The organism is Sulfitobacter sp. M85 (assembly GCF_029285915.1).
GTDB classification, from domain to species: Bacteria; Pseudomonadota; Alphaproteobacteria; order Rhodobacterales; family Rhodobacteraceae; genus Sulfitobacter; species Sulfitobacter faviae.
Genome location: NZ_JABECQ010000001.1, coordinates 24,341 through 46,134, shown reverse-complemented (window position 1 = coordinate 46,134; position 21,794 = coordinate 24,341). Strand labels below are relative to the sequence as shown.

General features: G+C 63.1%; 30 protein-coding genes. 10 read left to right on the top strand and 20 right to left on the bottom strand.

The window, feature by feature from the left end; translation table 11 throughout:
- Window positions 1–204: 204 nt before the first annotated feature.
- From HKX24_RS00275 to hmgA, 6 genes are read right to left on the bottom strand one after another with little or no spacing between them, the layout of a single operon-like run.
- Entirely contained in the window at window positions 205–393 is a 189-nt protein-coding gene (locus HKX24_RS00275; protein ID WP_276153747.1) for a DUF2783 domain-containing protein, read from the bottom strand.
- Window positions 390–1,997 carry an FAD-dependent oxidoreductase gene (locus HKX24_RS00270; RefSeq protein ID WP_271692417.1) on the bottom strand — a complete coding sequence of 536 codons (1,608 nt, stop codon included), beginning with the start codon at window positions 1,995–1,997 and terminating at the stop codon, window positions 390–392. Before HKX24_RS00270 ends, HKX24_RS00275 begins: the two co-directional genes overlap by 4 nt.
- A gap of 10 nt (window positions 1,998–2,007) precedes the next feature.
- Window positions 2,008–2,262 carry a hypothetical protein gene (locus tag HKX24_RS00265; RefSeq protein WP_271692416.1) on the bottom strand — a complete coding sequence of 85 codons (255 nt, stop codon included), beginning with the start codon at window positions 2,260–2,262 and terminating at the stop codon, window positions 2,008–2,010.
- A complete protein-coding gene (locus tag HKX24_RS00260) occupies window positions 2,262–3,212 on the bottom strand; it encodes an MBL fold metallo-hydrolase (RefSeq protein ID WP_271692415.1) in 951 nt (316 codons plus the stop codon). The genes HKX24_RS00265 and HKX24_RS00260 overlap by 1 nt, the downstream gene beginning before the upstream one ends.
- 46 nt (window positions 3,213–3,258) lie before the next feature.
- Complete coding sequence (fahA, locus tag HKX24_RS00255) at window positions 3,259–4,512, bottom strand: fumarylacetoacetase (protein ID WP_271692414.1); 1,254 nt, start codon at window positions 4,510–4,512, stop codon at window positions 3,259–3,261.
- Window positions 4,487–5,872: a homogentisate 1,2-dioxygenase gene (hmgA, locus tag HKX24_RS00250; protein ID WP_271693859.1), complete on the bottom strand. Its 1,386-nt coding sequence runs from the start codon at window positions 5,870–5,872 to the stop codon at window positions 4,487–4,489. The genes fahA and hmgA overlap by 26 nt, the downstream gene beginning before the upstream one ends.
- A 93-nt stretch (window positions 5,873–5,965) precedes the next feature.
- Here hmgA and HKX24_RS00245 point away from each other — a divergent pair, with 93 nt between their 5' ends.
- Together HKX24_RS00245 and HKX24_RS00240 are read left to right on the top strand one after the other, a co-directional pair.
- Window positions 5,966–6,415: a MarR family transcriptional regulator gene (locus HKX24_RS00245; RefSeq protein ID WP_067268636.1), complete on the top strand. Its 450-nt coding sequence runs from the start codon at window positions 5,966–5,968 to the stop codon at window positions 6,413–6,415.
- A gap of 26 nt (window positions 6,416–6,441) precedes the next feature.
- Window positions 6,442–7,326 carry a DMT family transporter gene (locus HKX24_RS00240; RefSeq protein ID WP_271692413.1) on the top strand — a complete coding sequence of 295 codons (885 nt, stop codon included), beginning with the start codon at window positions 6,442–6,444 and terminating at the stop codon, window positions 7,324–7,326.
- Between the two features lie 2 nt (window positions 7,327–7,328).
- Here the strand turns inward: HKX24_RS00240 and HKX24_RS00235 are convergent, their stop codons facing one another.
- On the bottom strand, window positions 7,329–8,138 hold the full coding sequence (locus HKX24_RS00235) for a division plane positioning ATPase MipZ (RefSeq protein WP_271688345.1): 810 nt from the start codon (window positions 8,136–8,138) through the stop codon (window positions 7,329–7,331).
- A gap of 234 nt (window positions 8,139–8,372) precedes the next feature.
- Here HKX24_RS00235 and HKX24_RS00230 point away from each other — a divergent pair, with 234 nt between their 5' ends.
- Window positions 8,373–9,047, top strand: a complete 675-nt coding sequence (locus HKX24_RS00230; protein ID WP_271692412.1) for a hypothetical protein — start codon at window positions 8,373–8,375, stop codon at window positions 9,045–9,047.
- Between the two features lie 187 nt (window positions 9,048–9,234).
- On the opposite strand, the gene rpmE is transcribed toward HKX24_RS00230, so the two are convergent.
- From rpmE to HKX24_RS00170, 12 genes are all read right to left on the bottom strand, one after another.
- The gene (rpmE, locus tag HKX24_RS00225) at window positions 9,235–9,456 is read right to left on the bottom strand and encodes a 50S ribosomal protein L31 (RefSeq protein ID WP_067262252.1); all 222 of its coding nucleotides are present in this window, start codon (window positions 9,454–9,456) and stop codon (window positions 9,235–9,237) included.
- A gap of 11 nt (window positions 9,457–9,467) precedes the next feature.
- Complete coding sequence (rplS, locus tag HKX24_RS00220; protein ID WP_067262249.1) at window positions 9,468–9,851, bottom strand: 50S ribosomal protein L19; 384 nt, start codon at window positions 9,849–9,851, stop codon at window positions 9,468–9,470.
- A gap of 272 nt (window positions 9,852–10,123) precedes the next feature.
- Window positions 10,124–10,285, bottom strand: a complete 162-nt coding sequence (locus HKX24_RS00215) for a DUF1328 family protein (RefSeq protein ID WP_082849512.1) — start codon at window positions 10,283–10,285, stop codon at window positions 10,124–10,126.
- 69 nt (window positions 10,286–10,354) lie between these two features.
- Window positions 10,355–11,143, bottom strand: a complete 789-nt coding sequence (gene trmD / locus HKX24_RS00210) for a tRNA (guanosine(37)-N1)-methyltransferase TrmD (RefSeq protein WP_271692411.1) — start codon at window positions 11,141–11,143, stop codon at window positions 10,355–10,357.
- Window positions 11,140–11,931, bottom strand: a complete 792-nt coding sequence (locus HKX24_RS00205; protein WP_271692410.1) for a hypothetical protein — start codon at window positions 11,929–11,931, stop codon at window positions 11,140–11,142. Before HKX24_RS00205 ends, trmD begins: the two co-directional genes overlap by 4 nt.
- A 15-nt stretch (window positions 11,932–11,946) precedes the next feature.
- Window positions 11,947–12,474 carry a ribosome maturation factor RimM gene (rimM, locus tag HKX24_RS00200; RefSeq protein ID WP_271692409.1) on the bottom strand — a complete coding sequence of 176 codons (528 nt, stop codon included), beginning with the start codon at window positions 12,472–12,474 and terminating at the stop codon, window positions 11,947–11,949.
- Entirely contained in the window at window positions 12,471–12,620 is a 150-nt protein-coding gene (locus tag HKX24_RS00195) for a hypothetical protein (RefSeq protein WP_271692408.1), read from the bottom strand. The genes rimM and HKX24_RS00195 overlap by 4 nt, the downstream gene beginning before the upstream one ends.
- Window positions 12,620–13,249: a 5,6-dimethylbenzimidazole synthase gene (gene bluB / locus HKX24_RS00190; RefSeq protein ID WP_067262242.1), complete on the bottom strand. Its 630-nt coding sequence runs from the start codon at window positions 13,247–13,249 to the stop codon at window positions 12,620–12,622. Before bluB ends, HKX24_RS00195 begins: the two co-directional genes overlap by 1 nt.
- 16 nt (window positions 13,250–13,265) lie before the next feature.
- Window positions 13,266–13,652: a 30S ribosomal protein S16 gene (rpsP, locus tag HKX24_RS00185; protein WP_067262240.1), complete on the bottom strand. Its 387-nt coding sequence runs from the start codon at window positions 13,650–13,652 to the stop codon at window positions 13,266–13,268.
- Window positions 13,653–13,695: 43 nt separating this feature from the next.
- Complete coding sequence (locus HKX24_RS00180) at window positions 13,696–14,004, bottom strand: chorismate mutase (protein WP_067262239.1); 309 nt, start codon at window positions 14,002–14,004, stop codon at window positions 13,696–13,698.
- Entirely contained in the window at window positions 14,001–15,521 is a 1,521-nt protein-coding gene (ffh, locus tag HKX24_RS00175; RefSeq protein ID WP_271692407.1) for a signal recognition particle protein, read from the bottom strand. Before ffh ends, HKX24_RS00180 begins: the two co-directional genes overlap by 4 nt.
- 270 nt (window positions 15,522–15,791) lie before the next feature.
- Entirely contained in the window at window positions 15,792–16,376 is a 585-nt protein-coding gene (locus tag HKX24_RS00170) for an NAD(P)H-dependent oxidoreductase (protein WP_271692406.1), read from the bottom strand.
- A gap of 126 nt (window positions 16,377–16,502) precedes the next feature.
- Between HKX24_RS00170 and HKX24_RS00165 the strand changes: the two genes are divergently transcribed.
- Both HKX24_RS00165 and HKX24_RS00160 read left to right on the top strand, forming a co-directional pair.
- Window positions 16,503–17,390 (top strand): LysR family transcriptional regulator, encoded by an 888-nt coding sequence (locus HKX24_RS00165; RefSeq protein ID WP_271692405.1) that lies wholly within the window; start codon window positions 16,503–16,505, stop codon window positions 17,388–17,390.
- Complete coding sequence (locus tag HKX24_RS00160; protein ID WP_271692404.1) at window positions 17,378–18,280, top strand: DMT family transporter; 903 nt, start codon at window positions 17,378–17,380, stop codon at window positions 18,278–18,280. The genes HKX24_RS00165 and HKX24_RS00160 overlap by 13 nt, the downstream gene beginning before the upstream one ends.
- A gap of 234 nt (window positions 18,281–18,514) precedes the next feature.
- Here HKX24_RS00160 and HKX24_RS00155 read toward each other — a convergent pair whose 3' ends face one another.
- Complete coding sequence (locus HKX24_RS00155) at window positions 18,515–18,871, bottom strand: metalloregulator ArsR/SmtB family transcription factor (protein ID WP_271690001.1); 357 nt, start codon at window positions 18,869–18,871, stop codon at window positions 18,515–18,517.
- 240 nt (window positions 18,872–19,111) lie between these two features.
- Here HKX24_RS00155 and HKX24_RS00150 point away from each other — a divergent pair, with 240 nt between their 5' ends.
- The 5 genes from HKX24_RS00150 (at window position 19,112) to HKX24_RS00130 (ending at window position 21,738) form a co-directional block, all read left to right on the top strand.
- Window positions 19,112–19,462 carry an AtpZ/AtpI family protein gene (locus tag HKX24_RS00150; RefSeq protein WP_067260640.1) on the top strand — a complete coding sequence of 117 codons (351 nt, stop codon included), beginning with the start codon at window positions 19,112–19,114 and terminating at the stop codon, window positions 19,460–19,462.
- 1 nt (window position 19,463) lies between these two features.
- Window positions 19,464–20,225, top strand: a complete 762-nt coding sequence (locus HKX24_RS00145) for a F0F1 ATP synthase subunit A (RefSeq protein ID WP_067260637.1) — start codon at window positions 19,464–19,466, stop codon at window positions 20,223–20,225.
- Window positions 20,226–20,289: 64 nt separating this feature from the next.
- Window positions 20,290–20,514: a F0F1 ATP synthase subunit C gene (locus HKX24_RS00140; RefSeq protein WP_007118046.1), complete on the top strand. Its 225-nt coding sequence runs from the start codon at window positions 20,290–20,292 to the stop codon at window positions 20,512–20,514.
- 90 nt (window positions 20,515–20,604) lie between these two features.
- Entirely contained in the window at window positions 20,605–21,162 is a 558-nt protein-coding gene (locus HKX24_RS00135) for a F0F1 ATP synthase subunit B' (protein ID WP_136720208.1), read from the top strand.
- A 15-nt stretch (window positions 21,163–21,177) separates the two neighbouring features.
- Window positions 21,178–21,738, top strand: coding sequence for a F0F1 ATP synthase subunit B (locus tag HKX24_RS00130; RefSeq protein WP_168613456.1), 561 nt, complete (start codon window positions 21,178–21,180; stop codon window positions 21,736–21,738).
- The last annotated feature ends 56 nt before the right edge of the window (window positions 21,739–21,794 follow it).

The window sequence follows — 21,794 nt, the reverse complement described above, 5'->3', positions numbered from 1 at the left end:
CCATCGCGGATCCCCACTTTTCACGGTGGGGCAGGTGATGCAGTTGACCTGCTTTTGTCGCCTCTTGAGGTGGGCGCGGGGTGTTTAGTCTGCCGATCAGGCGCGTTGCGTCAAGCCTGTCGCGGGAAGTTGAGCAGCAAGCTAGCGCAGGAAAGCGGCCCGGCAAGCGCGGGCGTGGGGGAAAAGTGCTGTGAGGCTGGCGGGTTAGGCCAGATCGCGCGCGGCTTTGAAAAGCGCCGCAAGCCGGGCCGGGTCGCCGAGTTCATTGGCCAGCATCAGAACCAATCGGGCGTTGAGGGCGTGGCTTTCCGCCTCGGTCAGCCCTTCGTGGGCGGCCATGAGGGCGGCATAGACGCTGTCGCCCTCGGTGCCGAGGTTGTCTTCGAGGATCATGCGGTGGCTCCTTTCGCACGGTCATAGGCGCGGGCAATCGCGGCGCTGTCGGGCTGGTCGAAGACGGCGCAAACATGGCCATCGGGGCGCAGCAGATAGAGGAACCCGCTGCCATAGCGCCTTTGTGCGTGGCTGTCCTTGCCTTGAAAGCAGGGGTAGGCGTCATGTGATTGGTCGATGCCGATCCGGGCGACGCCGGGGATATCGGGGGCGGTGATCGCTCCCACGGCAAGTAGGGTGAACTGGCTTTGAACCGCGCCCAGTAGCCAGCAATCCCCCGCGGGCCCCGTCAGCGGCGCGTCGATCAGCGCGCTGCCGGGGCGCAGGGGCGCGTCGCCTACGGTTTGCAGCGGGCTATGGGCCAGCGTGCAGGGCTGCGACAGCCGGCCCGAGTTAATCAGCTTGCGCGCGAAAGGGTGCTTTGCTGCGAGGGTCAGAACCTCGTTGCGAAACAGGGTCTCGACGGGCGATTTCGGCGTCATGAAATTGGTCGCGCGGGCGGAGTTGCGCATGTTTTCATCCGCGCCATGGCCGCGTTCGATGTCATAGCTCTCGATCAGGCTTGGCGGCGCATCGCCCTGCACCACAGCGGCCAGTTTCCAGCCAAGGTTGTCGACATCCTGCACCCCGCCATTGCCCCCCCGCGCCCCGAAGGGGCTGACCACATGGGCGCTGTCGCCGACAAAGACGACGCGATCATGCACGAACCTCTCCAGCCGTGCGCAGCGAAACTTATAGACGCTCATCCAATCCAGCCGGAACGGCGCATCGCCCAGCATTTGTTTCAGGCGGGGGACGACCTTCTCTTCGGTCGCTTCGGCTTTTGGGTCGGTCTCTGGCCCCAGTTGTAGGTCGATGCGGTAGATGTTATCGGGCTGTTTGTGCAGCAGCGCGGATTGGCCGTTGTGAAAGGGTGGGGCGAACCAGAACCACCGCTCGGGCATGTCATGGTCGCCGAAGGGGGAGGTCTCCATCTCCACATCGGCAATGAGGAAGTGTTCGTCGAAGGTCTGCCCCTCGAAGGGCAGTCCCATCCGCTTGCGCGTGGCCGAGCCTGCGCCATCGCAGGCGATGTACCAGTCGGTCTCAAGCCGGTAGGGGCCATCCGGCGTCTCGACCGTCAGTTCAACATGGTCGGCGTGGCCATTGTGATCGGTGACCTTGTTGAGAAAACGCAGGTCGATCAGGTCGGGGAATTCCTGCGCGCGTTCAATGAGATACTCTTCGACGTAATATTGTTGAAGGTTCACGAATGCCGGGTATTTATGCCCCGGCTCTGGCAGCAGGTCGAAGTTATAAACCTCCTGTTCCCCGTGAAACTGGCGGCCCACTTTCCATGTCACGCCCTTTTCCAGCATCCGCTCGCCGATGCCGAGCCTGTCGAAAATCTCCAGCGTCCGTTTCGCCCAGCAGATCGCGCGCGAACCGAGGGAGACGACGTTGTTGTCATCCAGCACGACCGATTTGACCCCGCGCAGGGCCAAGTCCACGGCCATCGACAGGCCGATAGGGCCAGCACCTACGATCACCACCGGGTGCCGCGGCTCGGGCGCGGTCAGACCGGCTGGGGGGCTGTAGGGGAAGGGGGTGTAGGCATAGGCCATGACGGTATCCTCAGAGAAAGGCGCGCAAGAGCAGCAGGGCCAGCAAGGCCAGCGACACCAGCGCCACCCGGCGGTGCGCACCGCGGTATTCGGGCGCGCGCAGCATCTTTGACCAAACCTGCGCCGCATCGCGCAGCCCGGCGTAGGGCTGCCCGCTGCGGCGCGCCGCATGGCGGCGGTGCTCCATCACCAGCGCGAAGACCAGATAGAACCAGAGCGCCAGCGCCAGAGCGATCAGGGCAGGAAGAAGCGCGGGACGGGACATCAGTCCGACAGCGCCTCCCACATCTCTTTGTCGCGCGCCGCCGTCCAGATGCGTGGCGTGTCGATGTCCAGCGCCTCGTCATAGGCGCGGGCGACGTTGAAGGGCAGGCAGTGCTCATAGATAGCATAGTCGCCGAACTTGGGGTCGCATTCGGCGCGCACGGCGTCCCATGCCTCTTTCAAGGTGCCGCCACGCAGGGCCACGCGGGCCGCCGGGCGGTAGGTGGAGCGGACGAAATCGGCGGTGCTGTCAATTGCGGCATTGACCATCTCGCGGCCCACCAGCGCGTCCCCGCGGCCCGGCGCGATGGCGTCGAGGTCGAAGGCGCGGATGCGTTCCAGCGTGTCGGGCCAGTCGTGGAAATGCCCGTCGCCGCAGTAGCAGGCGGAGTGATATTCCACGATGTCGCCGGTGAACATGACGTTCTGGTCCGGCACATAGACCACCGCGTCACCCGCCGTATGGGCGCGGCCCAACTGCATGATATCGACCCGGCGTTTGCCGAGGTAGACGCTCATCCGCCCGTTGAAGGTGGTGGTGGGCCAGGTCAGCCCCGGAATGCTCTCATGACCTTCGAAGAGGCGGGGGAAACGCTCGAATTCGCTGTCCCAATCCTCTTGCCCGCGCTCGGCGACCATGGCGCGGGCCTTCTCGGACATGATGATCTGCGGCGCACCGAAGGCAGAGGCCCCGAGCACGCGCACGGCGTGGTAATGGGTCAGCACCAGATGGCTGATCGGCTTGTCGGTGACCGAGCGGACGCATTCGATGACCTTATTCGCCAGTCGCGGTGTCGCCTGTGCTTCGATGATCATCACGCTGTCGTCGCCGATGATCACGCCCGAGTTCGGGTCGCCCTCGGCGGTAAAGGCGTAGAGCCCCTCACCCACCTCGGTAAAGGAGATTTCCTTTTCGGTCATGTCGCCTTGGGATGCGAATTGCTTGGCCATGTGTTGTCCTTCTGTCTTGCTTCGCCGGCGCGGATGCGCGGGTTGTTCAGGAAAAGTCGATTGCCGGGCGGACCTTGCCGGTGCAGGCGCCGAAACCCACGCGAAAGCCATCGCCCTGCGCGTGGCCGGTGAGGGTCAGCGTGTCGCCGTCTTCGACAAAGCTGCGGGTGCTGCAGTCTGCGAGGGTGATCGGCTCCTTGCCGCCCCATGACAGTTCCAGCAGCGACCCGCGCTGCGATTTTTCGGGGCCGGAGATCGTGCCGGAACCGAGCAGATCGCCCGCGTTCATCGCACAGCCCGAAGAGGCATGATGGGTCAACTGCTGCGCGGCGGAGTAATACATCTCGCGGTAGTTGGTGCGGGCGATTTCCTCGGCCTCGCCGCCCTCGGGCTGGAGCATCACCGACAGGTCGATGTCATAAAGGCCGGGTTTGCTCTCGCGCAGATAGGGCAGCAGGTCTTTCTCACGCTCCGGCGTCGAAGTGCGGAATGGCTCAAGCGCGTCACGGGTCACGATCCACGGGGAGATTGACGTGGCGAATGCCTTGGCCTGAAACGGGCCGAGCGGTTGGTATTCCCACGCCTGAATGTCCCGCGCCGACCAATCGTTGAGCAGGACGTAGCCAAAGATCATCTCATCCGCCTCAATGATGCTGACGGGCTGGCCCATCTCGGTCGAGGTGCCGACGATCGCGCCCATCTCCAACTCGATATCGAGTTTCTGGCAGGGACCGAAATGCGGTGCTTCGGCGTCGGGGGCTTTCAACTGACCGTTTGGCCGCGTGATTTCTGTCCCCGAGACCACGACGGTCGAGGCGCGACCATTATAGCCGATGGGGATGTGCAGCCAGTTCGGCGGCAGCGCGTTCTCGGCCCCGCGAAACATGGTCCCGACATTCGTGGCGTGATGCTTGCCTGCGTAGAAATCTGTGTATTCCGACACCATCATCGGCATGTGCAATTGCGCCGCGTCCATCGGCACCAGATGCGGGGCAACGGCGGCTTGATCCGGCGCATCGGCGCTGAGCAATTCGATCAGCCGGGACCGCAAAGAGGCCCAAGCCGTGGGGCCAAGCTCCATCACATCGTTCCAATAGGGCACATCGAACACCGGCTCTTCGGCGAGGGCGATCAGCCCCTCTTCCTCAAGCGCGGCCATGTCCACGATCTGATCGCCGATCGCCACGCCGCAGCGCGCCTCCAGCCGGTTGGTCGAAAAGACGCCGTAGGGCAGGTTGTTCAGCGGGAAATCGGTGGTGGCCGAATTGGCGCTTTCAACCCAAGAGGTCATCAGGGTCATATCGGTCCTTTCGGGAGCCGCGGGGGCACTTCTTGCCCGGCGTGCCGTCGAATTTCTTCTCAAGGCTTTCCCAGCAGTCGATGTAATCGTCCTGCAAGGGCGCTTCCTTGGCGGCGAATTCGGTCAGATGTTGGGGAAAGCGGGTCTCGAACATGAAAGACATCGTGTTGTCGAGCTTGTGGGGTTTTAACTCGGCGTTCGACGCGCCTTCAAAGGCATTCCGGTCCGGCCCATGCGGCAGCATCATATTGTGCAGGCTCATGCCGCCGGGGACGAAACCCTTGGGCTTGGCGTCATACTGGCCGTGAATGTTGCCCATGAGTTCGGACATGATGTTCTTGTGATACCACGGCGGGCGGAAGGTATCCTCAGCCACCATCCAACGGTCACGGAACAGCACGAAGTCGATATTGGCGGTGCCTTCGACGCCCGAGGGCGCGGTCAGCACGGTAAAGATCGACGGGTCCGGGTGGTCGAAGAGTACCGCGCCCACCGGGCAATAGGTGTTCAGGTCGTATTTCACCGGTGCGTAGTTGCCGTGCCATGCCACCACGTCGAGCGGCGAATGCCCGATCTTGGTCTCATGGAACTGGCCGCACCATTTGATGGTGACGGTGGAGGGCACCTCGCGGTCCTCGAAAGCCGCCACGGGGGTTTTGAAATCACGCGGGTTCGCCATGCAGTTGGCGCCGATCGGGCCGCGCGCGGGCAGGTGGAACTTCTGGCCGTAGTTCTCGCAGACAAAGCCGCGCGCGGGGCCGTCCAGCACCTCCACCCGGTAGACCAGCCCGCGCGGAATGATGGCGATCTCCTGCGGGGCGACGTCCATGACGCCCAACTCGGTGCAAAAGCGCAGACGGCCCTCCTGCGGGACGATCAGAAGCTCGCTGTCGGCGGAGTAGAAATAGCTGTCCACCATGCTCTCGGTCACCAGATAGATATGGCTCGCCATGCCGACTTGGGTGTTCACATCCCCCGCCGTGGTCATCGTGCGCATGCCGGTCAGCCAAGTCAGCGGCGTGTCGGAATGCGGCACCGGATCCCAGCGGTATTGGCCAAGGCTGGTCACATCCTGCGGCTGATGCGGTGCGGACTTCCAATAGGGCAGGTCGATCCGCGTGTAGCGCGACGAATGTTTGACCGAGGGCCGGATGCGGTAGCACCACGTTCGCTCGTTCTGATGAGAGGGCGCGGTAAAAGCCGTGCCGGACAGCTGTTCGCCATAGAGGCCGTAGTTGCATTTCTGCGGGGAGTTCATGCCCTGCGGCAAGGCGCCGGGCAGGGCTTCGGTTTCGAAATCATTGCCGAAACCCGGCATATAGCCCGGATGCGTGCCCGATGTGGTGGCCGCGGTTGTCATCGTCGATGGCTTGGACTGGCTGGTCATCTGTGCCCCCTTGCAGAATCTGTTACAAGCGTAATAGTTGGATTTGTAACTAACAAGCGGCGCAGCATGGCGGACGGTGACTTTCAGCTTCAGTATTTTCTGCCCTACCTGCTGAACCAAGCGGCGGAGGCGTCATCGCTTGAGTTTCAGCAGATCTACAAAAGCCGCTACGGCATGCTGCGCACCGAATGGCGGGTCTTGTTCCACCTCGGCCTCTATGGGCAACTCACGGCAAGCGAAATCGGCCAGCGCGCGCGGATGCATAAGACCAAGATCAGCCGCGCCGTGCACCGCCTGACCGAGCGCCGCTTCGTCACCCGCAGCCGCGACCCAGAGGATCGGCGGGTAGAGCATCTGTCGCTGACCCGGCAGGGCCAAGCGGCCTATGACGATCTGCGCGCCGTGGCGCAGCGCTACAATGCCGCGCTGATGGATGCGCTCGACCCTGCCGAGGCGGCGGTGCTGCGGCGGGCGCTGCTCAAGCTGTCGGATGTGGGGCAGGGGGGCTTTACTTAGCCCGTGGAAACCGCCACCGATGGCGCATGACCGATCAGACCAAAGGCCTCCTGCTCACCTTTCTTGGGGTGATGTGCATCGTTCCCGAAGCGCTTTTCGTGCGCGTCATCGACGCGCCGATGCTGACGCTCGCCTTTTGGAAGGTGACCCTCGTGGGCATGGCGATTGGCGCGGGCCTGCTGCTGGCCCAAGGCACCGCCCCCTTCCGCGCCCTCAGCCGCGCCGGATGGGCGAGCGCGATCTACATCGGCGGCGTGGCCTGCGCGGGGGTCGGCTTCGTGCTGGCCGTGCGCCTGACCTCGGTCGCGAATGTGGTCTTCATCCTCGCCTCGCTGCCGGTCTTTGCCGCGATCTATAGCCGGGTCTTTCTGAGCGAGCCGATCAGCCGCCGCATGTTCTTTACCATCGCAGCGGTGCTTGCCGGGCTGGCCGTGATCGCCTTCGGCTCGGGCGAGACCGAGAATGCCTCGCGCGCGGGCGATCTGCTGGCCCTGTCGATCTCGGCCATCTTCGCCGGAGCGCTGACAGCGGCGCGCCATGCGCGCGCGGTGTCGATGGTGCCGGCGGTGGCATTGGCCTATCTGCTGGCCGGGGCGGTGCTGCTGCCCGTGGCCCAGCCGCTGCACATGCCCACCGCAGAACTGCTGCAGATGCTGCTCTACGCGGCGTTCATGGCTGCCAGCGCCGGGCTCATCGCGCTTGGCCCGCGCTATATCTCAAGCGCTGAAGTGGGCCTGCTCGTTTTGTTGGAATCCGTGCTGGCGCCGCTGCTGGTCTGGGCGGTGCTGGGAGAAGACCCCGGGATCTACGCGTTGATCGGCGGGGGGATCGTGGTGGGCGCGCTGTTCCTGTCGAACCTCATCGCCCTGTCGCGCCGCCGCCGGGTCGTGCCCCCGCTGCCGCGCCACTAGGATCAAAAGTCGGGGCTGACGCCCGGCAACTCCAACGCCTTGATCAGCTCACGCAACTCCTGCCGCGCGGCGATGTTCGAGATATTGAGCTGTTTCACGCCAATATCCTTGAGGTCCAGCAAGGTCAGACCGCGCGGGAATAACTCCCGAAAGATCACCCGCTCATTGAACCCCGGCGCGGTGCGAAAGCCGATCCGCTTGCTGAGGTTGTTGATCGCGCGCTCCATCTTCTCCTTATTGACCATGCGCTGCGCCCCCAAACGGTTGCGCACCACGATCCAATCAATCGCCGACAGCCCGGCCTGCGCCCTGAGCTGCCGCGCGTTCCAAACCATCTCGGAATAGACGGAGGGGCCGGTGATCTTTTCGCCATTGGCATCGATATGGGCCAAAAGATCAAAGTCGATGAAACTGTCGTTCAACGGCGTGATCAATGTGTCCGCCAGCGAATGGGCCACCTGACTGAGCCGCGTGTGCGATCCGGGGCAGTCGATCAGAATGAAATCATTGTCCGGCTCCAGCGCGGCCACGGCGGCGCTCAGGCGATGGTCATACATGTTCTCACCGGGGCGCAGGCTGCTGGCCTCTACATCCGGCAATTCGCAAAGCGTCGGACTGGCCAGCGTCAGGCCGGACTCGCGCATGAAGGCCCGGCGGTTCTCGATATAGCGCCCAAAGGTCCGTTGCCGCAGGTCGAGGTCCAGCCCGCTGACCTTATGGCCAAGCCGCGCCAGCGCCGTCGCCACATGCATGGAAACGGTTGATTTGCCCGCGCCGCCTTTTTCGTTACCGACGACGATAATATGCGCCATACTGCTGTCCCTTCGCGCCTGCCCTTCAAGGCAGGATATTGTTGAGCCGCACTATATGTAGGGTTCACGCCTTTGGAAAGTGGCGAGGCCGCTTGTTCAGCCCGACCGTGGCAGCCCTGCCGCGTTTGGACATCGCGCACATTTGCGCTATTTTCACCGGTTAAGGCGCCGTGTAACACCGTGCCTTACCGCGCGCCGCGCACCCCAACGAACCGCTCAAGCAAGGCCTCCCCCATGCCAGATCACCACCCCGCCACATCGAAACCAACAACTGCCCGCGGCGTGCTGCCGTCTCTGGGCATGGTGATCGCGGAATTCGCGCTGGTTTGCCTGCTGGTGGCGCTGGTGCCCGTGACAGTCTACCTTGATACGGCCGTTCTGGGCGATGGCGTCACCGAAGACTCGCTGACCGAACATATGCACAACACCCTGCTGGCCATCGCGGCTGGGATTTTCATGATGGGCGCTTATCAACATGCGGGCATGCGGGGGTATCTGACACTGGCGGCCACGCTCTTCGCCTGCATGTTCCTGCGCGAATATGACGCCGCGCTGGACCGTATCCAACACGGATTTTGGATCTACCCCGCCCTCGTGACACTGGCGGTGGGCAGCTTCATCGCATGGCGCAATCGCGGCACCACGCTGCTGCCCATGCTGCACCACCTGCAAACCCGCTCCGCCACCTTCGTCTATATCGGCGTGGTGCTGCTGCTCTTCTTCTCGCGGATCTTCGGCACCGGCGCCCTGTGGGAGGCCGTCATGGGCGCCGCCTATGACTCGCAAATCAAAACCACCGTCCAAGAGGGCACGGAACTGCTCGCCTATCTGCTGATCGCCTATGGCGCGGTGCTGTCCCACCTGCACGGCTACGGCGCCCAAGCCGCCCTACAAGAGCGCCGCCTCTAACCCGGCCGCCCCCATGCGCGCCGGCCCCCACCGGCACGCATACCCCCTTAACTTCATCCTTTTAAAAATACCTCCACACCGCTTGCCGCACACACCCGGCCCCGGCCCCATCCACTGCCCCATCCCCCAAACGCAAAAGGCGCGACCCCCGAGGGGCCGCGCCTTTGTTTCGCACTGTCGGTAAGGCTTAGAAGCCCAGACCTGCGTATTTGTTCTTGAACTTCGACACGCGGCCGCCGGTGTCCATGATGCGGCCAGTGCCGCCGGTCCAGGCAGGGTGCACGGAGGGGTCGATGTCGAGCGACAGCTGGTCCCCTTCTTTGCCCCATGTCGATTTCATTTCCACAACGGTGCCGTCGGTCATCTTGACGTTGATGATGTGGTATTCGGGATGTGTATCGGTTTTCATCGACCAGTCCTTTATGCGTTCGCGCCGGAAAGCGGCTTGTAGTGGACGTTTTCGGCGATCCGTGCGGATTTGCCGCGACGGCTGCGCAGGTAGTACAGCTTGGCACGACGCACGCGACCACGGCGCACGACGGTGATGCTGTCGATGTTGGTCGAATGCAGCGGGAACACACGCTCCACGCCTTCGCCAAAGGAAATCTTGCGCACGGTGAAGGACCCGGCGATGCCGTGACCGTTCTTGCGCGAAATGCAGACGCCTTCGTAGTTCTGCACACGGGTGCGGGTGCCTTCGGTGACTTTGAAGCCAACACGAACGGTATCACCGGCACGGAAGTCGGGGATCTCTTTCCCCAGTTCGGCGACTTGTTCCGCCTCGATCTCTGCGATCAGGTTCATCTGACCATTCTCCTATGATGTTCGCGGTATTCCACGAAATTATGTCGCGACCCAGAGCTTCGGGTTCTATCGGGCAGCGCCGGGATCGTTTCCGATCAAGGCCCCCCGCCGGAGGTATCGTCGTCATTACTTAGTTTGCTGCGTTAAACGCAAAGCGCCGGAGCCGCCAAAGCGATTCCGGATGCGCGGGGTATAGGGGGCAAAAGCGATAGGATCAAGGGGGCTGTGGCCACCTTGATCCCCAGTATTTCAGACCTCTGCGCGCTGTCGCGTCAGGCCAGCGCGATCACGCCCAAGACAACGAGCAGGAACAGCACCAGAACGATGCCGATCAGCACTTTCGCCCCGGTCATCGCGGCACCCGATACGCGGCCAAAGCCCAAGAGGGCAGCAACGGCGGCGACGATCAGCAGAATAAGAATAAGTTCAAGCATTTGGATTCTCCCTCCGATATGGGAGATCAACGCGCCGCGCAGGGGCGGGTTCCGTATCGGGGCGCGGGCTCAGGTCTTGCTCTCGAACGCGGCCCACATGTCGGGGCGGCGCTTGCGGGTCAGCTCTTCGGCCTGCGCTTGTCGCCATTTCGCAATCTCGCCATGGTTGCCCGACATCAAAACGGGCGGAATCTCGCGCCCTTCCCATTCGGCGGGGCGGGTATATTGCGGATGTTCCAGCAAGCCCGAGGCGTGGCTTTCTTCTTCGATGCTCTCGGCATTGCCCAGCACGCCGGGCAAGAGGCGCACAGTGGCGTCGATCATCGCTTGGGCGGCCAACTCGCCCCCCGTCATGACGAAATCGCCCAGGCTGACCTCGGTGATGCCGAAATGCTCGATCACCCGCTCGTCGACGCCCTCGAATCGCCCGCAGAGCATTGTCACCCCCGCGCAGCTTGCCAAATCGCGCGCCATGGTCTGATCGAACCGCCGCCCGCGCGGCGACATGTAGAGGATCGGCCAGCGCCCATGGGCGTGGCTTTGCGCGCGCGCCAGCGCCGGGCCAACCACATCGGCGCGCATGACCATGCCCGCGCCGCCGCCTGCGGGGGTGTCATCGACATTGCGGTGCTTGCCGATGCCAAAGTCGCGCAGGTCATGGGTGTGCAATTGCCAACGCCCTTCATGCAGCGCCTTTCCGGTCAGGCTGGCCCCCAGCACACCGGGGAAGAGATCGGGAAACAGCGTGACGATCCGGGCCTGCCAGACATCGGCGTAATCGGGCGCGTCTTGCATCAGGGCGCGGGGTTTAAGGCTGGGCCGTGCGCTTTGACGTCCGTGAGAGCGGGTGGGTTTCATGCGGTTCCTGCCTGTTGCAATAGAGCGGTCTTGGCGCGGCGGCGCGCCTCGGGGTCATCGGCGTGTTGGCGGTTGGCGTCAAGCAGAGCCTGCAAAAGTTCCGCAGGCAAGCGCTGGTTCTCGGGCGGGGGCACGGTCATCTGCGCCAAGACCTCAGGCGGCAATGCGCAAAGGTCTAGAAGGGGCGTCGCGGGGCCGAGCGGCAGGTCGCGGCAGGCCTCCAGCCGCGTGTGATGCACCGGGCAGGGCAGGCGATGAGCAATCGTTTCGGCCACCCCATCCAAATCTGCCGCTGGGGCGTAGCGGGCAGTGAAAGTGGCAAGGTCGAGCATCATGGAAGAGGCTTTGACATGCTCCCAATAGGCCGAAGTGATCCACTCCGCCGGATCGCGGGTCGAGAGGTAGACCATGATCTCCGCCCGGGGGAAACGGCGGCGCAGGCTGCGGGTAAAGATCTCCAGCAGGTCGGGCGCGGCGCTGTAATCGGCCAGAGCGCCACGTCCGGGCATGTGACCGGCCAGTTCCTCGGCCGAGAGGACCAGCGTGCGGCGCGGCATCCGGGGCAGGGTGTCGAGAAGGGCGTCGAAGCGGTATTCGGCCTTGAGCAACGTGAGCGGGTCGCGCCATGTGGAATAGCCGCGCGCGGCATGCAGCAGGTCTTTCATCTGCCAGCGCAGGCGCAGGGCGACATGGGGTTTCAGCAGGGCGCGGTTGGCGCGCAGGGTGGCTTGAACGGAACTGGTCCCGGTCTTGTGAAAGCCGGGATGCAGGATGATCCGGCGGGGCATCATCCGGCTCCGGTCTCAGCCATCCTTGCCCTCGGGCAGCACGCCCAAAGGCGGGTCGGCGATGATCCGGCCCGAGGCGAGATCGACCGTCGGCACGGCGGCTTTGGTGAAGGGCAGGAAGGTGGTGGCCGAGGTGCCTGCAAGTTGCAGTTCCAACAGATCGTCCGCCCCGTGGTTCTGCACCGTTTTCACGCGCCCCAGCAGTACGCCCCCGGTGTCATAGACCTCAAGCCCGATGAGATCGGCGTGGTAGAATTCGTCATCCGGCAGGCCCGGCAATTGATCCCGCGCGGCAAAGAGCGAGGCACCGCGCAGATCGTCGGCCTCTTCCTTGGTGGTGATTTCGGCGATGCGCGCGGCAAAGCCGTTTTTGACCGGGTGCAGCAGGGCGAGGTTGAACTGGCGGCTGCCGTCCTCGGTGCTCAGCGGGCGGTAGCTTTCGATGTCTTCGGGCACGGCGCAGTAGCTTTTCACGCGCACTTCGCCGCGCACGCCATAGGCGCCCGCGATGGCACCGACGCAGATCAGGTCTTGGTCACTCATTGCAACAACTCCGAATTCACGCAGATCGTCCCGGTCCATTCACCGGCCCCGGCTCTGCACTCGTCCTGCATTAACTGCCGATCGTAGCGGATGCCAAGGACAAAGCCGAGCACGAGCACGGACAGAAGGAACAGTAGCTTTCTCATTAGCGGGTCTCGACCTTGAGGCGGGGGGCGCGGGTCTCCCAACCCTTGGTTTCCAGTTCCGGCGTCAGGCTGTTTTCCTCGGGCCAGCCCATACAAAGATAGGCCACCAGCGACCAGTCCTCTGGCACCGCAAGGTCACGGTTCAGCCGGGCGGGGTCAAGCACCGAGACCCAGCCCAGCCCGAGGCCATGAGCGCGGGCGGTGAGCCATAGGTGGGTGATCGCCCCCACCACCGAATAGCGCCGCATCTCTGGCATGGTGCCCGCGCCGAGGCCGCTGCCCTTTTCGGTGCTCTCATCACAGTAGATCGCCAATTGCTCGGGCGCGTCGCTCATTCCCGAGAGTTTGAGCCCGGCATAGAGCGCGGCCTTTTCACCCTCGTATCCGGCGAGGGCGCGGGCATTGGCGGATTGGAAATTCTCAAGCGCGGCTTGGCGCGCGGTGTCGGAGGCAACGCGGATGATCCGCCAAGGTTCCGACAGGCCCACAGAGGGGGCAAGATTGAAACTGTCGAGGCAGCTTTGCACCAGCGCCTCGTCCAGCGGGTCTGTGCGAAAGCGGCGCACGTCGCGCCGCCATCGCATCAGGTCGTGCAGCCCGGCACGGAAGTCATCAGAGAATGTATCCATGCCGGGCGCTCGAAGCTTATTCTGCGGAAGCTTCTTCGGCAGGGGCGTTGGCAGCTTCGGCAGCGGCAGCGGCCTTGTCGGCTTTCTCCTGCGCGCGCTCTTGGGCTTTCTTGCCCGGTGCGCCCTTCTTGGGGTTGTTACGCTCGGTCTTTTCGCGGATGCCAGCGGCTTCCAGCATGCGAACGACGCGCTCGGTAGGCTGGGCGCCTTTGGCGATCCATTCCTGAACCTTTTCAACGTCCATTTTCACGCGGTCTTCGCTGTCTTTGGGCAGCAGCGGGTTGTAGGTGCCCAGCTTCTCGATGAAGCGGCCATCGCGCGGCATGCGGCTGTCGGCGGCCACGATGCGGTAGAAGGGGCGCTTTTTGGAACCGCCGCGGGCGAGACGAATTTTCATTGCCATGGTGTTTAATCCTTTAGGTTGGTTGGGGGGACGGGAGGCCGTCCTATTCTTGGTGGGTTTTGTGGTGCCGAATGACTTCGGCGATGATGAAGTTCAAGAACTTCTTGGCGAAGACGGGGTCGAGGTCCGCCGCTTCCGCCAAATCTTCGAGCCGCTCGATCTGGGCCGCTTCGCGGGCCGGATCGGAGGGGGGAAGGTCGTGCGTGGCCTTGAGTTTCCCCACGGCCTGCGTGTGTTTGAACCGCTCGCCCAGCGTATAGACGAGGATCGCATCGAGCCGGTCGATCGAGGCGCGGTGCTCTTTCAACAGCTCGGCGGCGCGGGCGGCGGTATCCGTGAGGGGCTCGGTCATTTTTTCTTCCCGAAACCGCTGAGGCCGCCGGGCAGGCCCATGCCGCCGCCGAGGCCACCGCCCATGCCACCCAGACCGCCGGGCAGCTTGCCGCCCATTTGCTTGGCCGCCGCTTCCAGCGCCTTGGGGTCCATCTGGGAGGGGTCCATGCCGCCGGGCATGCCGCCCTTGCCCATCATGCCCTTCATGGCCTGCTTGAGCATACCGCCTTTGCCCATCTTGCCCATCTTCTTCATCATGTCGGACATCTGGCGGTGCATCTTCATCAGCTTGTTAAGGTCAGAGACCTCCATGCCGGCACCCTTGGCGATCCGCTTCTTGCGGCTGGCCTGCAGCAGGGCAGGGTTGGCGCGCTCTTTCTTGGTCATGGACTGGATGAGGGCGATCTGCTGCTTGAGGATCTTGTCGTCGAAACCGGCATCTTCGACCTGTTTCGCCATTTTCCCCATGCCGGGCATCATGCCCATCATGCCCTGCATGCCGCCCATCTTGATCATCTGTTCAAGCTGCATCTTCAGGTCGTTCATGTTGAACTGACCCTTGGCCATGCGCTTCATCATCTTCTCGGCCTGTTCGGCCTCGATGGTTTCCTGCGCCTTTTCGACCAGCGCCACGATGTCGCCCATGCCGAGGATGCGGCCCGCGATACGCTCGGGCTCGAAGGTCTCAAGCGCGTCCATCTTTTCGCCCAGACCGACGAACTTGATCGGCTTGCCGGTCACGGCCCGCATCGAGAGCGCAGCACCGCCACGGCCATCGCCGTCCATCCGGGTCAGGACAACGCCGGAGATGCCGATACGCTCGTCAAAATTCTCAGCCGTATGCACGGCGTCTTGGCCGGTCAGGCCGTCGACGACCAGCAATGTTTCACGTGGATTGGCCACGTCGCGCACGGCTTCGACTTGGCTCATCAACTCTTCGTCGATGGACAGGCGGCCCGCGGTGTCGAGCATATAGACGTCGTAGCCGCCCAAGCCCGCCTGCGTTTTGGCACGTTTGGCGATCTGGACGGGGCTTTCGCCTTTGACGATCGGCAGCGTGTCGACGCCGATCTGCGTGCCGAGGATTGCCAACTGCTCCATCGCCGCGGGGCGGTTCACGTCGAGCGAGGCCATCAGCACGCGCTTGCCCTCACGGTCTTTCATCCGTTTGGCGAGTTTCGCGGTGGTGGTGGTTTTACCGCCACCCTGAAGGCCGACCATCAGGATCGGCGCGGGCGGGCTGTCGATCTTCAGCGCGCCGGGCTCGCCTTCGCCTTTCAGCACATCGATCAGCGCGTCATGGACAATTTTTACGACCTGCTGGCCCGGCGTGACCGATTTGGTCACCGCTTGGCCGGTGGCCTTTTCCTGTACCGTTTTGACGAACTCACGCGCCACGGGCAGCGAGACGTCGGCCTCCAACAAGGCGACGCGCACTTCGCGCAGGGCGGTTTTGACGTCTTCGTCGCTGAGCGCGCCTTGTTTGGTCAGGCGGTCAAAGACACCAGAGAGCCGTTCGCTTAGATTTTCAAACATGGGCACAGGGCCTTTCGGGTCGGTTGCACTTGCCCCTATTTAAGGACGCGCGCGAAAATGCACAAACGCCCCAGTGGGCGCAACGCGCTGACTGGGGGCGATCCCGACGACAAGCCGGGACCGGAAGGCAATGCTTCCGGAGATTGGGTGGCGTTTACGCGCTGCGGGGCTGTGAGTCAAGCCGCGTGGGGTGGCTGGCGAAAGGCCGCCACGCAAAAGCCGCGCCCCCGGTGTGGGGACGCGGCCGATTTGGAGGAGAGGGCGGGGCGCTTAGGCCGCGTCGCGCAGCGCGTCGATCTGCGCATGGGCGCGGGCGATGGTGCCTTCGGCGTCCACGGCCAGCTGGTCCGCTGCGACGAAGGTCACATCGGTGATGCCCAGAAAGCCCAGCACGAAACGCAGGTAGCCGCTGGCGAAATCGGCGGCGGAATCGATGCCCGTCCCGCCCGAGGCGAAGGCCACGATGACGCGTTTGTCCTCCAGCAGCCCTTGGGGGCCGTCTTCGGTGTAGCGGAAGGTCACGCCGACGCGGGCGATCAGGTCAATCCACGCTTTCAGCGAGGCGGGAATGGTGAAGTTATAGATGGGCGCGCCGATGACGATCGTATCGGCAGCCTGCACTTCGGCGACCAGCGCGTCGGAGAGAGCGAGGGCTTCTTGATCCAACTCTGAACGCTCTTCGGCGGGTTTCACCCGGGCGCTGGCCCATGTCGAATCGATCAGCGGCAGGGGTTCGCTGGCGATGTCGCGGGTGACGACGTCACTGTCGCCGAGCGTCGCTATGATCCGGTCTGTCAGTTTGCGGGTGACGGAGTTCTCGCGGTTCACCGAGGTTTCGATGCGCAATGTGGCCATGGTGTTGATCCTTGTTCCAAGGGTAAATCTGATGCCATTGAATTGGCCATTGTGCTCGCGAACGCAACTGCCAGAATGAACGTTACCATGTTCGTAAATGCACAAGTCGGGAAGGCGAGGTGAACAATGGACAATTGGGATGAAATCAGGACCGCCTATCAGGTCGCCCAGCTTGGCACCGTCAGCGGCGCGGCAGAGGTGCTGGGCGTGCACCATGCCACCGTGATCCGCCATATCGACGCGCTGGAGGGGCGGCTCGGCGTGAAGCTGTTTCAGCGCCATGCCCGCGGTTACACGGCCACCGAAGCGGGGGAGGACCTTCTGCGGGTGGCGCGGGCGACCGACGATCAGTTCAGCCAGTTGGCCGGGCGGATCAAAGGGCGCGGCAGCGATGTTTCGGGGGAGTTGGTAATCACCTCGCTCGATTTCCTCGCCCCGCAGCTTGCGCCCTTGCTGACCGAGTTCCAACGCCAGAACCCCGAACTGGTGGTGCGCTATCTGATCGGAGACCGCTTGTTCCGGCTGGAATATGGCGAGGCGCATGTCGCCATCCGTGCCGGGGCCGCGCCGGATCAGCCCGACAATGTGGTGCAGCCCTATGCGCAACTGGCGGTGGGCGCCTATGCCAGCCGAGATTATGTGGCGCAGTACGGCATCCCGCAGGGGCCGGAGGATTACCACAAGCATCGTTTCATCGCCGCCGACAACCGCGACAGCCGCGCGCCCTATCACAAGTGGCTCTGGTCTACGGTGCCAGAGGAGAGCGTGACATGGCGCAGCACCAGCGGCGCGGCGATGGAGGCGGCATTGCGGGCCGGGGCCGGAATCGGCGGCCTGCCCGCCGCCATGGGGCGCAACGATCCGCAATTGGTCGAGATTCACGCGCCGCGCCCCGATTGGGGCAGTGCGCTTTGGCTGGTCACCCATGTCGATCTACACCGCACCAGCAAGGTGCAGGCGGTGCTGCGGTTCCTCAAGGAACATGCCGAGGAAGCGGTCGCATGTCCCGAATAAGCGCCTCGGCGCAGGGGCATCTGGCGATGCTTTGCTTCTCGGCTTTGGTGGCCGGGTCGTTCTCGCTCGGGTCGCAGGTGGCGAATGAGATCACGCCGACGGCGTTGAACGCCGTGCGTTTTGCCTTGGCGACGGTTTTGGTCGGGGCTTTGGCATGGGGGCGGGGCGATATCAGTCGCGCGGGCTTTGCAGCGCCTTGGCGCTACTTCGTGCTGGCGGGGCTGTTCACGCTCTATTTCGTTTTGATGTTTGAAGGGCTGAAGACCGCGCCCCCGGTGGCCGCGGCGGCGGTCTTTACCCTCGTGCCGGTCATGGCGGCGGGTTTCGCGTGGCTGCTGATGCGACAGGTTATGACAGGGCGGATGGCGCTGGCACTGGCCATCGGCGGGGCGGGGGCGCTTTGGGTGATCTTTCGCGGCGACCTTTCGGCGCTTCTGGCCTTCGACATCGGGCGGGGGGAGGCGATTTATTTCGTCGGCTGCATCAGCCACGCGCTCTATACCCCCATGGTAAGGCGGCTGAACCGCGGAGAAAGCGCGGTGATGTTCACCTTTGGCACCCTGTTGGCGGGCACGGTGCTTTTGGGGCTTTACGGCTGGGAAGACCTCCGCGCGACCGATTGGAGCGCGCTGCGTGCCTTGGTCTGGATCACCATCCTCTATGCCGCGGTCTTCGCCACGGCGGCCACGGTGGTTCTGCTGCAATTCGCGGTGCTGCGGCTGCCTTCGGCCAAGGTCATGGCCTATACCTATCTCACGCCCAGCTGGGTAATCCTGTGGGAGTTGGGCTTTGGCAATGCCCTGCCGGGGGCGCTGGTCTGGGGCGGGGTGCTGCTGACGATCCTCGCGCTTTCGCTGCTGCTGCGCGCGGATGGCGAAGAAAAGTCATAAAAAATTCAAAAAGTTGCGGAATCGGCGGAACCTAAGCGCGACGCCCGGCGTTGGGGCGTGAATTAACAGTGAAGGACACCACCATGCGTAGTATTATTTACCTGATCGGGTTGATCGTCGTGGTTTTGGCTATTTTGCGTTTCGCATTCGGCGTCATCTGACCGTCGATTGATCCTCCCCTTGTCTTATTTACCTCGTGGCAAGGGGGGATCACTCTATCTATATAATCTTCACCTACTCTGACCCTGAGCGCATCTCGCCTTCGCCGCCCTCAGGCAGTTCGATCTCCAAGAAACGTTCGAAGGCATCAAGGTTCACCGGCTCGAATTGCCCGAACCCCTGCATCCAAACCGACGCATCGCGCAGCGCATCCGGTTCCAGTTTGCACCATTTCACCCGCCCCCGCTTTTCCTGACTGATCAGCCCCGCCGCTGTCAGCACGCCTAAATGTTTCGAGATCGCCGCAAGCGACATCTCGAAGGGCTCGGCGACATCGGTCACGGCCATATCATCCTCCAGCAGCATGGCGAGGATGGCGCGACGTGTGGGGTCGGCGAGGGCGGCAAACACCTGATCGAGGTCTTGGGTCATACGCTTGAATAGCGCGGGGCGCGCACAGGCGAAAGCGGGCATTGCGGCTAACTTAACCGCTGAGTTGAATAACCCTTCGGCGCGATTTCCGTGGGATTTGCCGGGCCCATTTCAAGTGCCAGCGGGCTCCGCCTACCGTAAGCCCTTGTAAACGAATAAAAACCCGCGGCGGCCAAGGTTGTTGACTCTAACCCGCCCTGACAGTAGCACCGCAGCAGATATTCCTAAGGGGAATTTGGTGTGACCAGCCCGGACCAACGGCAGCAGATGGAGCAGCTTGAGGCCAGACTGGCGGCTGCGAAAGAACGCGGCGCACCCAAGCCCCGGGCGGATGAACATTACTCGCAGGCCAATATGGCATGGCGAATGGTGATCGAACTTGTGGCCGGTCTTGGGATCGGTTTCGGCATCGGATACGGGCTTGATGTGCTCTTTGGCACGCTGCCCATCTTCATGGTGCTATTTGTAATGCTGGGCCTTGCGGCGGGGGTGAAGACGATGCTCCGCACCGCTGAGGAAATCCAGGGTAAACAACAGGCCGAACCGGCCGAACAGGATACGCCCCATTCGGGCAAGGACGAGGGAGCCTGAGATGGCAACAGAGACACACGGCGCTGAAACAGGCGGTCTGGAATTCCACCCGATGGACCAGTTCATCGTATCGCCGCTCTTTGGCGACGATGCTTCCGTTGCTTGGTACACCATCACCAACGCGACCTTCTGGATGGCGCTGGCGGTTCTGGCCACTTTCGCGATGCTCGTTCTGGGCAGCGCGCGCCGCTCGGTCGTTCCGGGCCGTATGCAGTCGGTGGCTGAACTGGCCTATGGCTTCATCCACAAGATGGTCGAAGATATCTGCGGCAAAGAGGGGCTGAAGTTCTTCCCCTATATCATGACCCTGTTCATGTTCATCGTCATGGCCAACTTCCTCGGCCTGATCCCGACAGCCTTCACCCCCACCGCGCATTTCTCGGTGACCGTGGTGCTGGCGCTGGCGGTGTTCATCACCGTGACCGTCGTCGGTTTCGTCAAGAATGGCGCGGCGTTCCTGAGCCTCTTCTGGGTGTCCTCGGCGCCTCTGGCCCTGCGCCCCGTGCTGGCGATCATCGAGCTGATCAGCTACTTCGTGCGCCCGGTCAGCCACTCCATTCGTCTGGCGGGCAACGTCATGGCGGGCCACGCGGTGATCAAGGTTTTCGCCGGTTTCGCCGCCATCGCTGTCATCTCACCGGTTTCGGTCGTCGCGATCACCGCGATGTACGGTCTCGAAGTGCTGGTGGCCTTTATTCAGGCCTATGTCTTCACCATCCTGACATGCGTGTACCTCAAGGACGCGCTGCACCCCGCACACTAACAACCCCAACAACGGCGGGGCTTCCCGTCAAAGTTTTAACTTCCAATCGTAAGGAGATACCCCAATGGAAGGTCAACTCGCACATATCGGCGCAGGCATCGCAGGTCTCGGCACAGGCATCGCAGCCCTGGGTGTCGGCAACGTTGCCGCCAACTTCCTGTCCGGCGCACTGCGCAACCCCTCGGCAGCCGCAAGCCAGACAGCGACCCTGTTCATCGGCATCGCTTTCGCAGAAGCTCTGGGGATCTTCTCGTTCCTCGTCGCTCTGCTGCTGATGTTCGCTGTCTAAGCTCTCGGAACTGTAATCCTTACGAGCGGGCAGGCGCGCATCGCCGTGTCTGCCCGGCTGTAACGGCAAAGTTTCCAAGGAGAAGCCACGATGGCAACTGTAACAACCAGCGACGGGCTGGCCGACGCGACCGGCATTGCGACCCATGCTGCCGAAACGCCGGGCATGCCGCAGCTGAACTTCGATCACTGGGGCAACCAGATTTTCTGGCTGATCCTGGCGCTGATCGCCACCTACCTGATCCTGTCGCGCGTGGCTCTGCCTCGTATCGGTGCGGTTTTGGCTGAACGCCAAGGGACCATCACCAATGACATCGCGGCTGCCGAAGACCTCAAGGTCAAGGCGCAGGAAGCCGAAGCCGCCTATGACAAGGCCCTGATCGACGCCCGTGCCGAGGCACAGCAGATCGTGGCTCAGGCAAAAGCGGACATGCAGGCTGATCTGGATGCCGAAATGGCCAAGGCCGATGCCGAGATTGCCGCGCAAGTGGCGGAATCGGAAAAAGCCATCGCCGAAATTCGCGCGGGCGCCATGGACAACGTACAAGCCGTTGCCAAGGACACCGCCGAGGCCCTCGTCGCCGCTCTGGGTGGCACGGCCGATACCGCAACCGTCAGCGCTGCCGTCGACGCGCGGATGAAAGGATAAGCCATGACCAAATCCATGCGCCTGACACTTTCGACCCTGCTCGCCGGTCTCGCCGCTTCGCCGGCGCTTGCCGCCACGGGGCCGTTCTTTTCGCTGCGCAACACCGATTTCATCGTGTTGCTGGCCTTCCTGCTGTTCCTTGGGATCCTGATTTACTTCAAGGTGCCAACGCTTTTGATCGGCATGCTCGACAAACGCGCCGACGGCATCAAGACCGAGCTGGAAGAAGCCCGCGCCCTGCGTGAAGAAGCGCAAACCCTGCTGGCCTCTTACGAGCGCAAGCAGAAAGAGGTGCAGGACCAAGCGGACCGGATCGTGTCTTCTGCCAAGGAGGACGCCCGTCTTGCCGCCGAACAGGCGCGGGCGGATATGGCCAAGTCGCTTGAGCGTCGCATGGCCGCCGCGAAAGACCAGATCAGCTCGGCCGAGGCCGCCGCTGTGAAGGAAGTCCGCGACCAAGCCGTGACCATCGCCGTGGCCGCCGCGCGCGACGTGATCGCCAAGCAGATGACCGCCGCACAGGGCAACAAGCTGATCGACGAAGGCATCGCCCAAGTCGAAGCCAAACTGCACTGAACCAGCGTTTTATAGAGTTTTGAAAGTCCCGGCCCCGCCGGGGCTTTTTCTTTTGC

What these genes read in the sequence shown, in the direction of transcription:
- rpsP (WP_067262240.1), bottom strand. Translation starts at nt 13,652, where the DNA reads ATGGCAATGAAAATTCGTCTCGCCCGCGGCGGTTCCAAAAAGCGCCCC.
- HKX24_RS00135 (WP_136720208.1), top strand. Translation starts at nt 20,605, where the DNA reads ATGGCAACTGTAACAACCAGCGACGGGCTGGCCGACGCGACCGGCATT.
- HKX24_RS00260 (WP_271692415.1), bottom strand. Translation starts at nt 3,212, where the DNA reads ATGGCCAAGCAATTCGCATCCCAAGGCGACATGACCGAAAAGGAAATC.
- HKX24_RS00265 (WP_271692416.1), bottom strand. Translation starts at nt 2,262, where the DNA reads ATGTCCCGTCCCGCGCTTCTTCCTGCCCTGATCGCTCTGGCGCTGGCG.
- HKX24_RS00130 (WP_168613456.1), top strand. Translation starts at nt 21,178, where the DNA reads ATGCGCCTGACACTTTCGACCCTGCTCGCCGGTCTCGCCGCTTCGCCG.
- HKX24_RS00140 (WP_007118046.1), top strand. Translation starts at nt 20,290, where the DNA reads ATGGAAGGTCAACTCGCACATATCGGCGCAGGCATCGCAGGTCTCGGC.
- HKX24_RS00275 (WP_276153747.1), bottom strand. Translation starts at nt 393, where the DNA reads ATGATCCTCGAAGACAACCTCGGCACCGAGGGCGACAGCGTCTATGCC.
- HKX24_RS00155 (WP_271690001.1), bottom strand. Translation starts at nt 18,871, where the DNA reads ATGACCCAAGACCTCGATCAGGTGTTTGCCGCCCTCGCCGACCCCACA.
- HKX24_RS00205 (WP_271692410.1), bottom strand. Translation starts at nt 11,931, where the DNA reads ATGCCCCGCCGGATCATCCTGCATCCCGGCTTTCACAAGACCGGGACC.
- trmD (WP_271692411.1), bottom strand. Translation starts at nt 11,143, where the DNA reads ATGAAACCCACCCGCTCTCACGGACGTCAAAGCGCACGGCCCAGCCTT.
- rimM (WP_271692409.1), bottom strand. Translation starts at nt 12,474, where the DNA reads ATGAGTGACCAAGACCTGATCTGCGTCGGTGCCATCGCGGGCGCCTAT.
- ffh (WP_271692407.1), bottom strand. Translation starts at nt 15,521, where the DNA reads ATGTTTGAAAATCTAAGCGAACGGCTCTCTGGTGTCTTTGACCGCCTG.
- bluB (WP_067262242.1), bottom strand. Translation starts at nt 13,249, where the DNA reads ATGGATACATTCTCTGATGACTTCCGTGCCGGGCTGCACGACCTGATG.
- HKX24_RS00235 (WP_271688345.1), bottom strand. Translation starts at nt 8,138, where the DNA reads ATGGCGCATATTATCGTCGTCGGTAACGAAAAAGGCGGCGCGGGCAAA.
- HKX24_RS00270 (WP_271692417.1), bottom strand. Translation starts at nt 1,997, where the DNA reads ATGGCCTATGCCTACACCCCCTTCCCCTACAGCCCCCCAGCCGGTCTG.
- rpmE (WP_067262252.1), bottom strand. Translation starts at nt 9,456, where the DNA reads ATGAAAACCGATACACATCCCGAATACCACATCATCAACGTCAAGATG.
- HKX24_RS00245 (WP_067268636.1), top strand. Translation starts at nt 5,966, where the DNA reads ATGGCGGACGGTGACTTTCAGCTTCAGTATTTTCTGCCCTACCTGCTG.
- fahA (WP_271692414.1), bottom strand. Translation starts at nt 4,512, where the DNA reads ATGACCCTGATGACCTCTTGGGTTGAAAGCGCCAATTCGGCCACCACC.
- rplS (WP_067262249.1), bottom strand. Translation starts at nt 9,851, where the DNA reads ATGAACCTGATCGCAGAGATCGAGGCGGAACAAGTCGCCGAACTGGGG.
- hmgA (WP_271693859.1), bottom strand. Translation starts at nt 5,872, where the DNA reads ATGACAACCGCGGCCACCACATCGGGCACGCATCCGGGCTATATGCCG.
- HKX24_RS00230 (WP_271692412.1), top strand. Translation starts at nt 8,373, where the DNA reads ATGCCAGATCACCACCCCGCCACATCGAAACCAACAACTGCCCGCGGC.
- HKX24_RS00180 (WP_067262239.1), bottom strand. Translation starts at nt 14,004, where the DNA reads ATGACCGAGCCCCTCACGGATACCGCCGCCCGCGCCGCCGAGCTGTTG.
- HKX24_RS00170 (WP_271692406.1), bottom strand. Translation starts at nt 16,376, where the DNA reads ATGGCCACATTGCGCATCGAAACCTCGGTGAACCGCGAGAACTCCGTC.
- HKX24_RS00145 (WP_067260637.1), top strand. Translation starts at nt 19,464, where the DNA reads ATGGCAACAGAGACACACGGCGCTGAAACAGGCGGTCTGGAATTCCAC.
- HKX24_RS00240 (WP_271692413.1), top strand. Translation starts at nt 6,442, where the DNA reads ATGACCGATCAGACCAAAGGCCTCCTGCTCACCTTTCTTGGGGTGATG.
- HKX24_RS00195 (WP_271692408.1), bottom strand. Translation starts at nt 12,620, where the DNA reads ATGAGAAAGCTACTGTTCCTTCTGTCCGTGCTCGTGCTCGGCTTTGTC.
- HKX24_RS00165 (WP_271692405.1), top strand. Translation starts at nt 16,503, where the DNA reads ATGGACAATTGGGATGAAATCAGGACCGCCTATCAGGTCGCCCAGCTT.
- HKX24_RS00215 (WP_082849512.1), bottom strand. Translation starts at nt 10,285, where the DNA reads ATGCTTGAACTTATTCTTATTCTGCTGATCGTCGCCGCCGTTGCTGCC.
- HKX24_RS00160 (WP_271692404.1), top strand. Translation starts at nt 17,378, where the DNA reads ATGTCCCGAATAAGCGCCTCGGCGCAGGGGCATCTGGCGATGCTTTGC.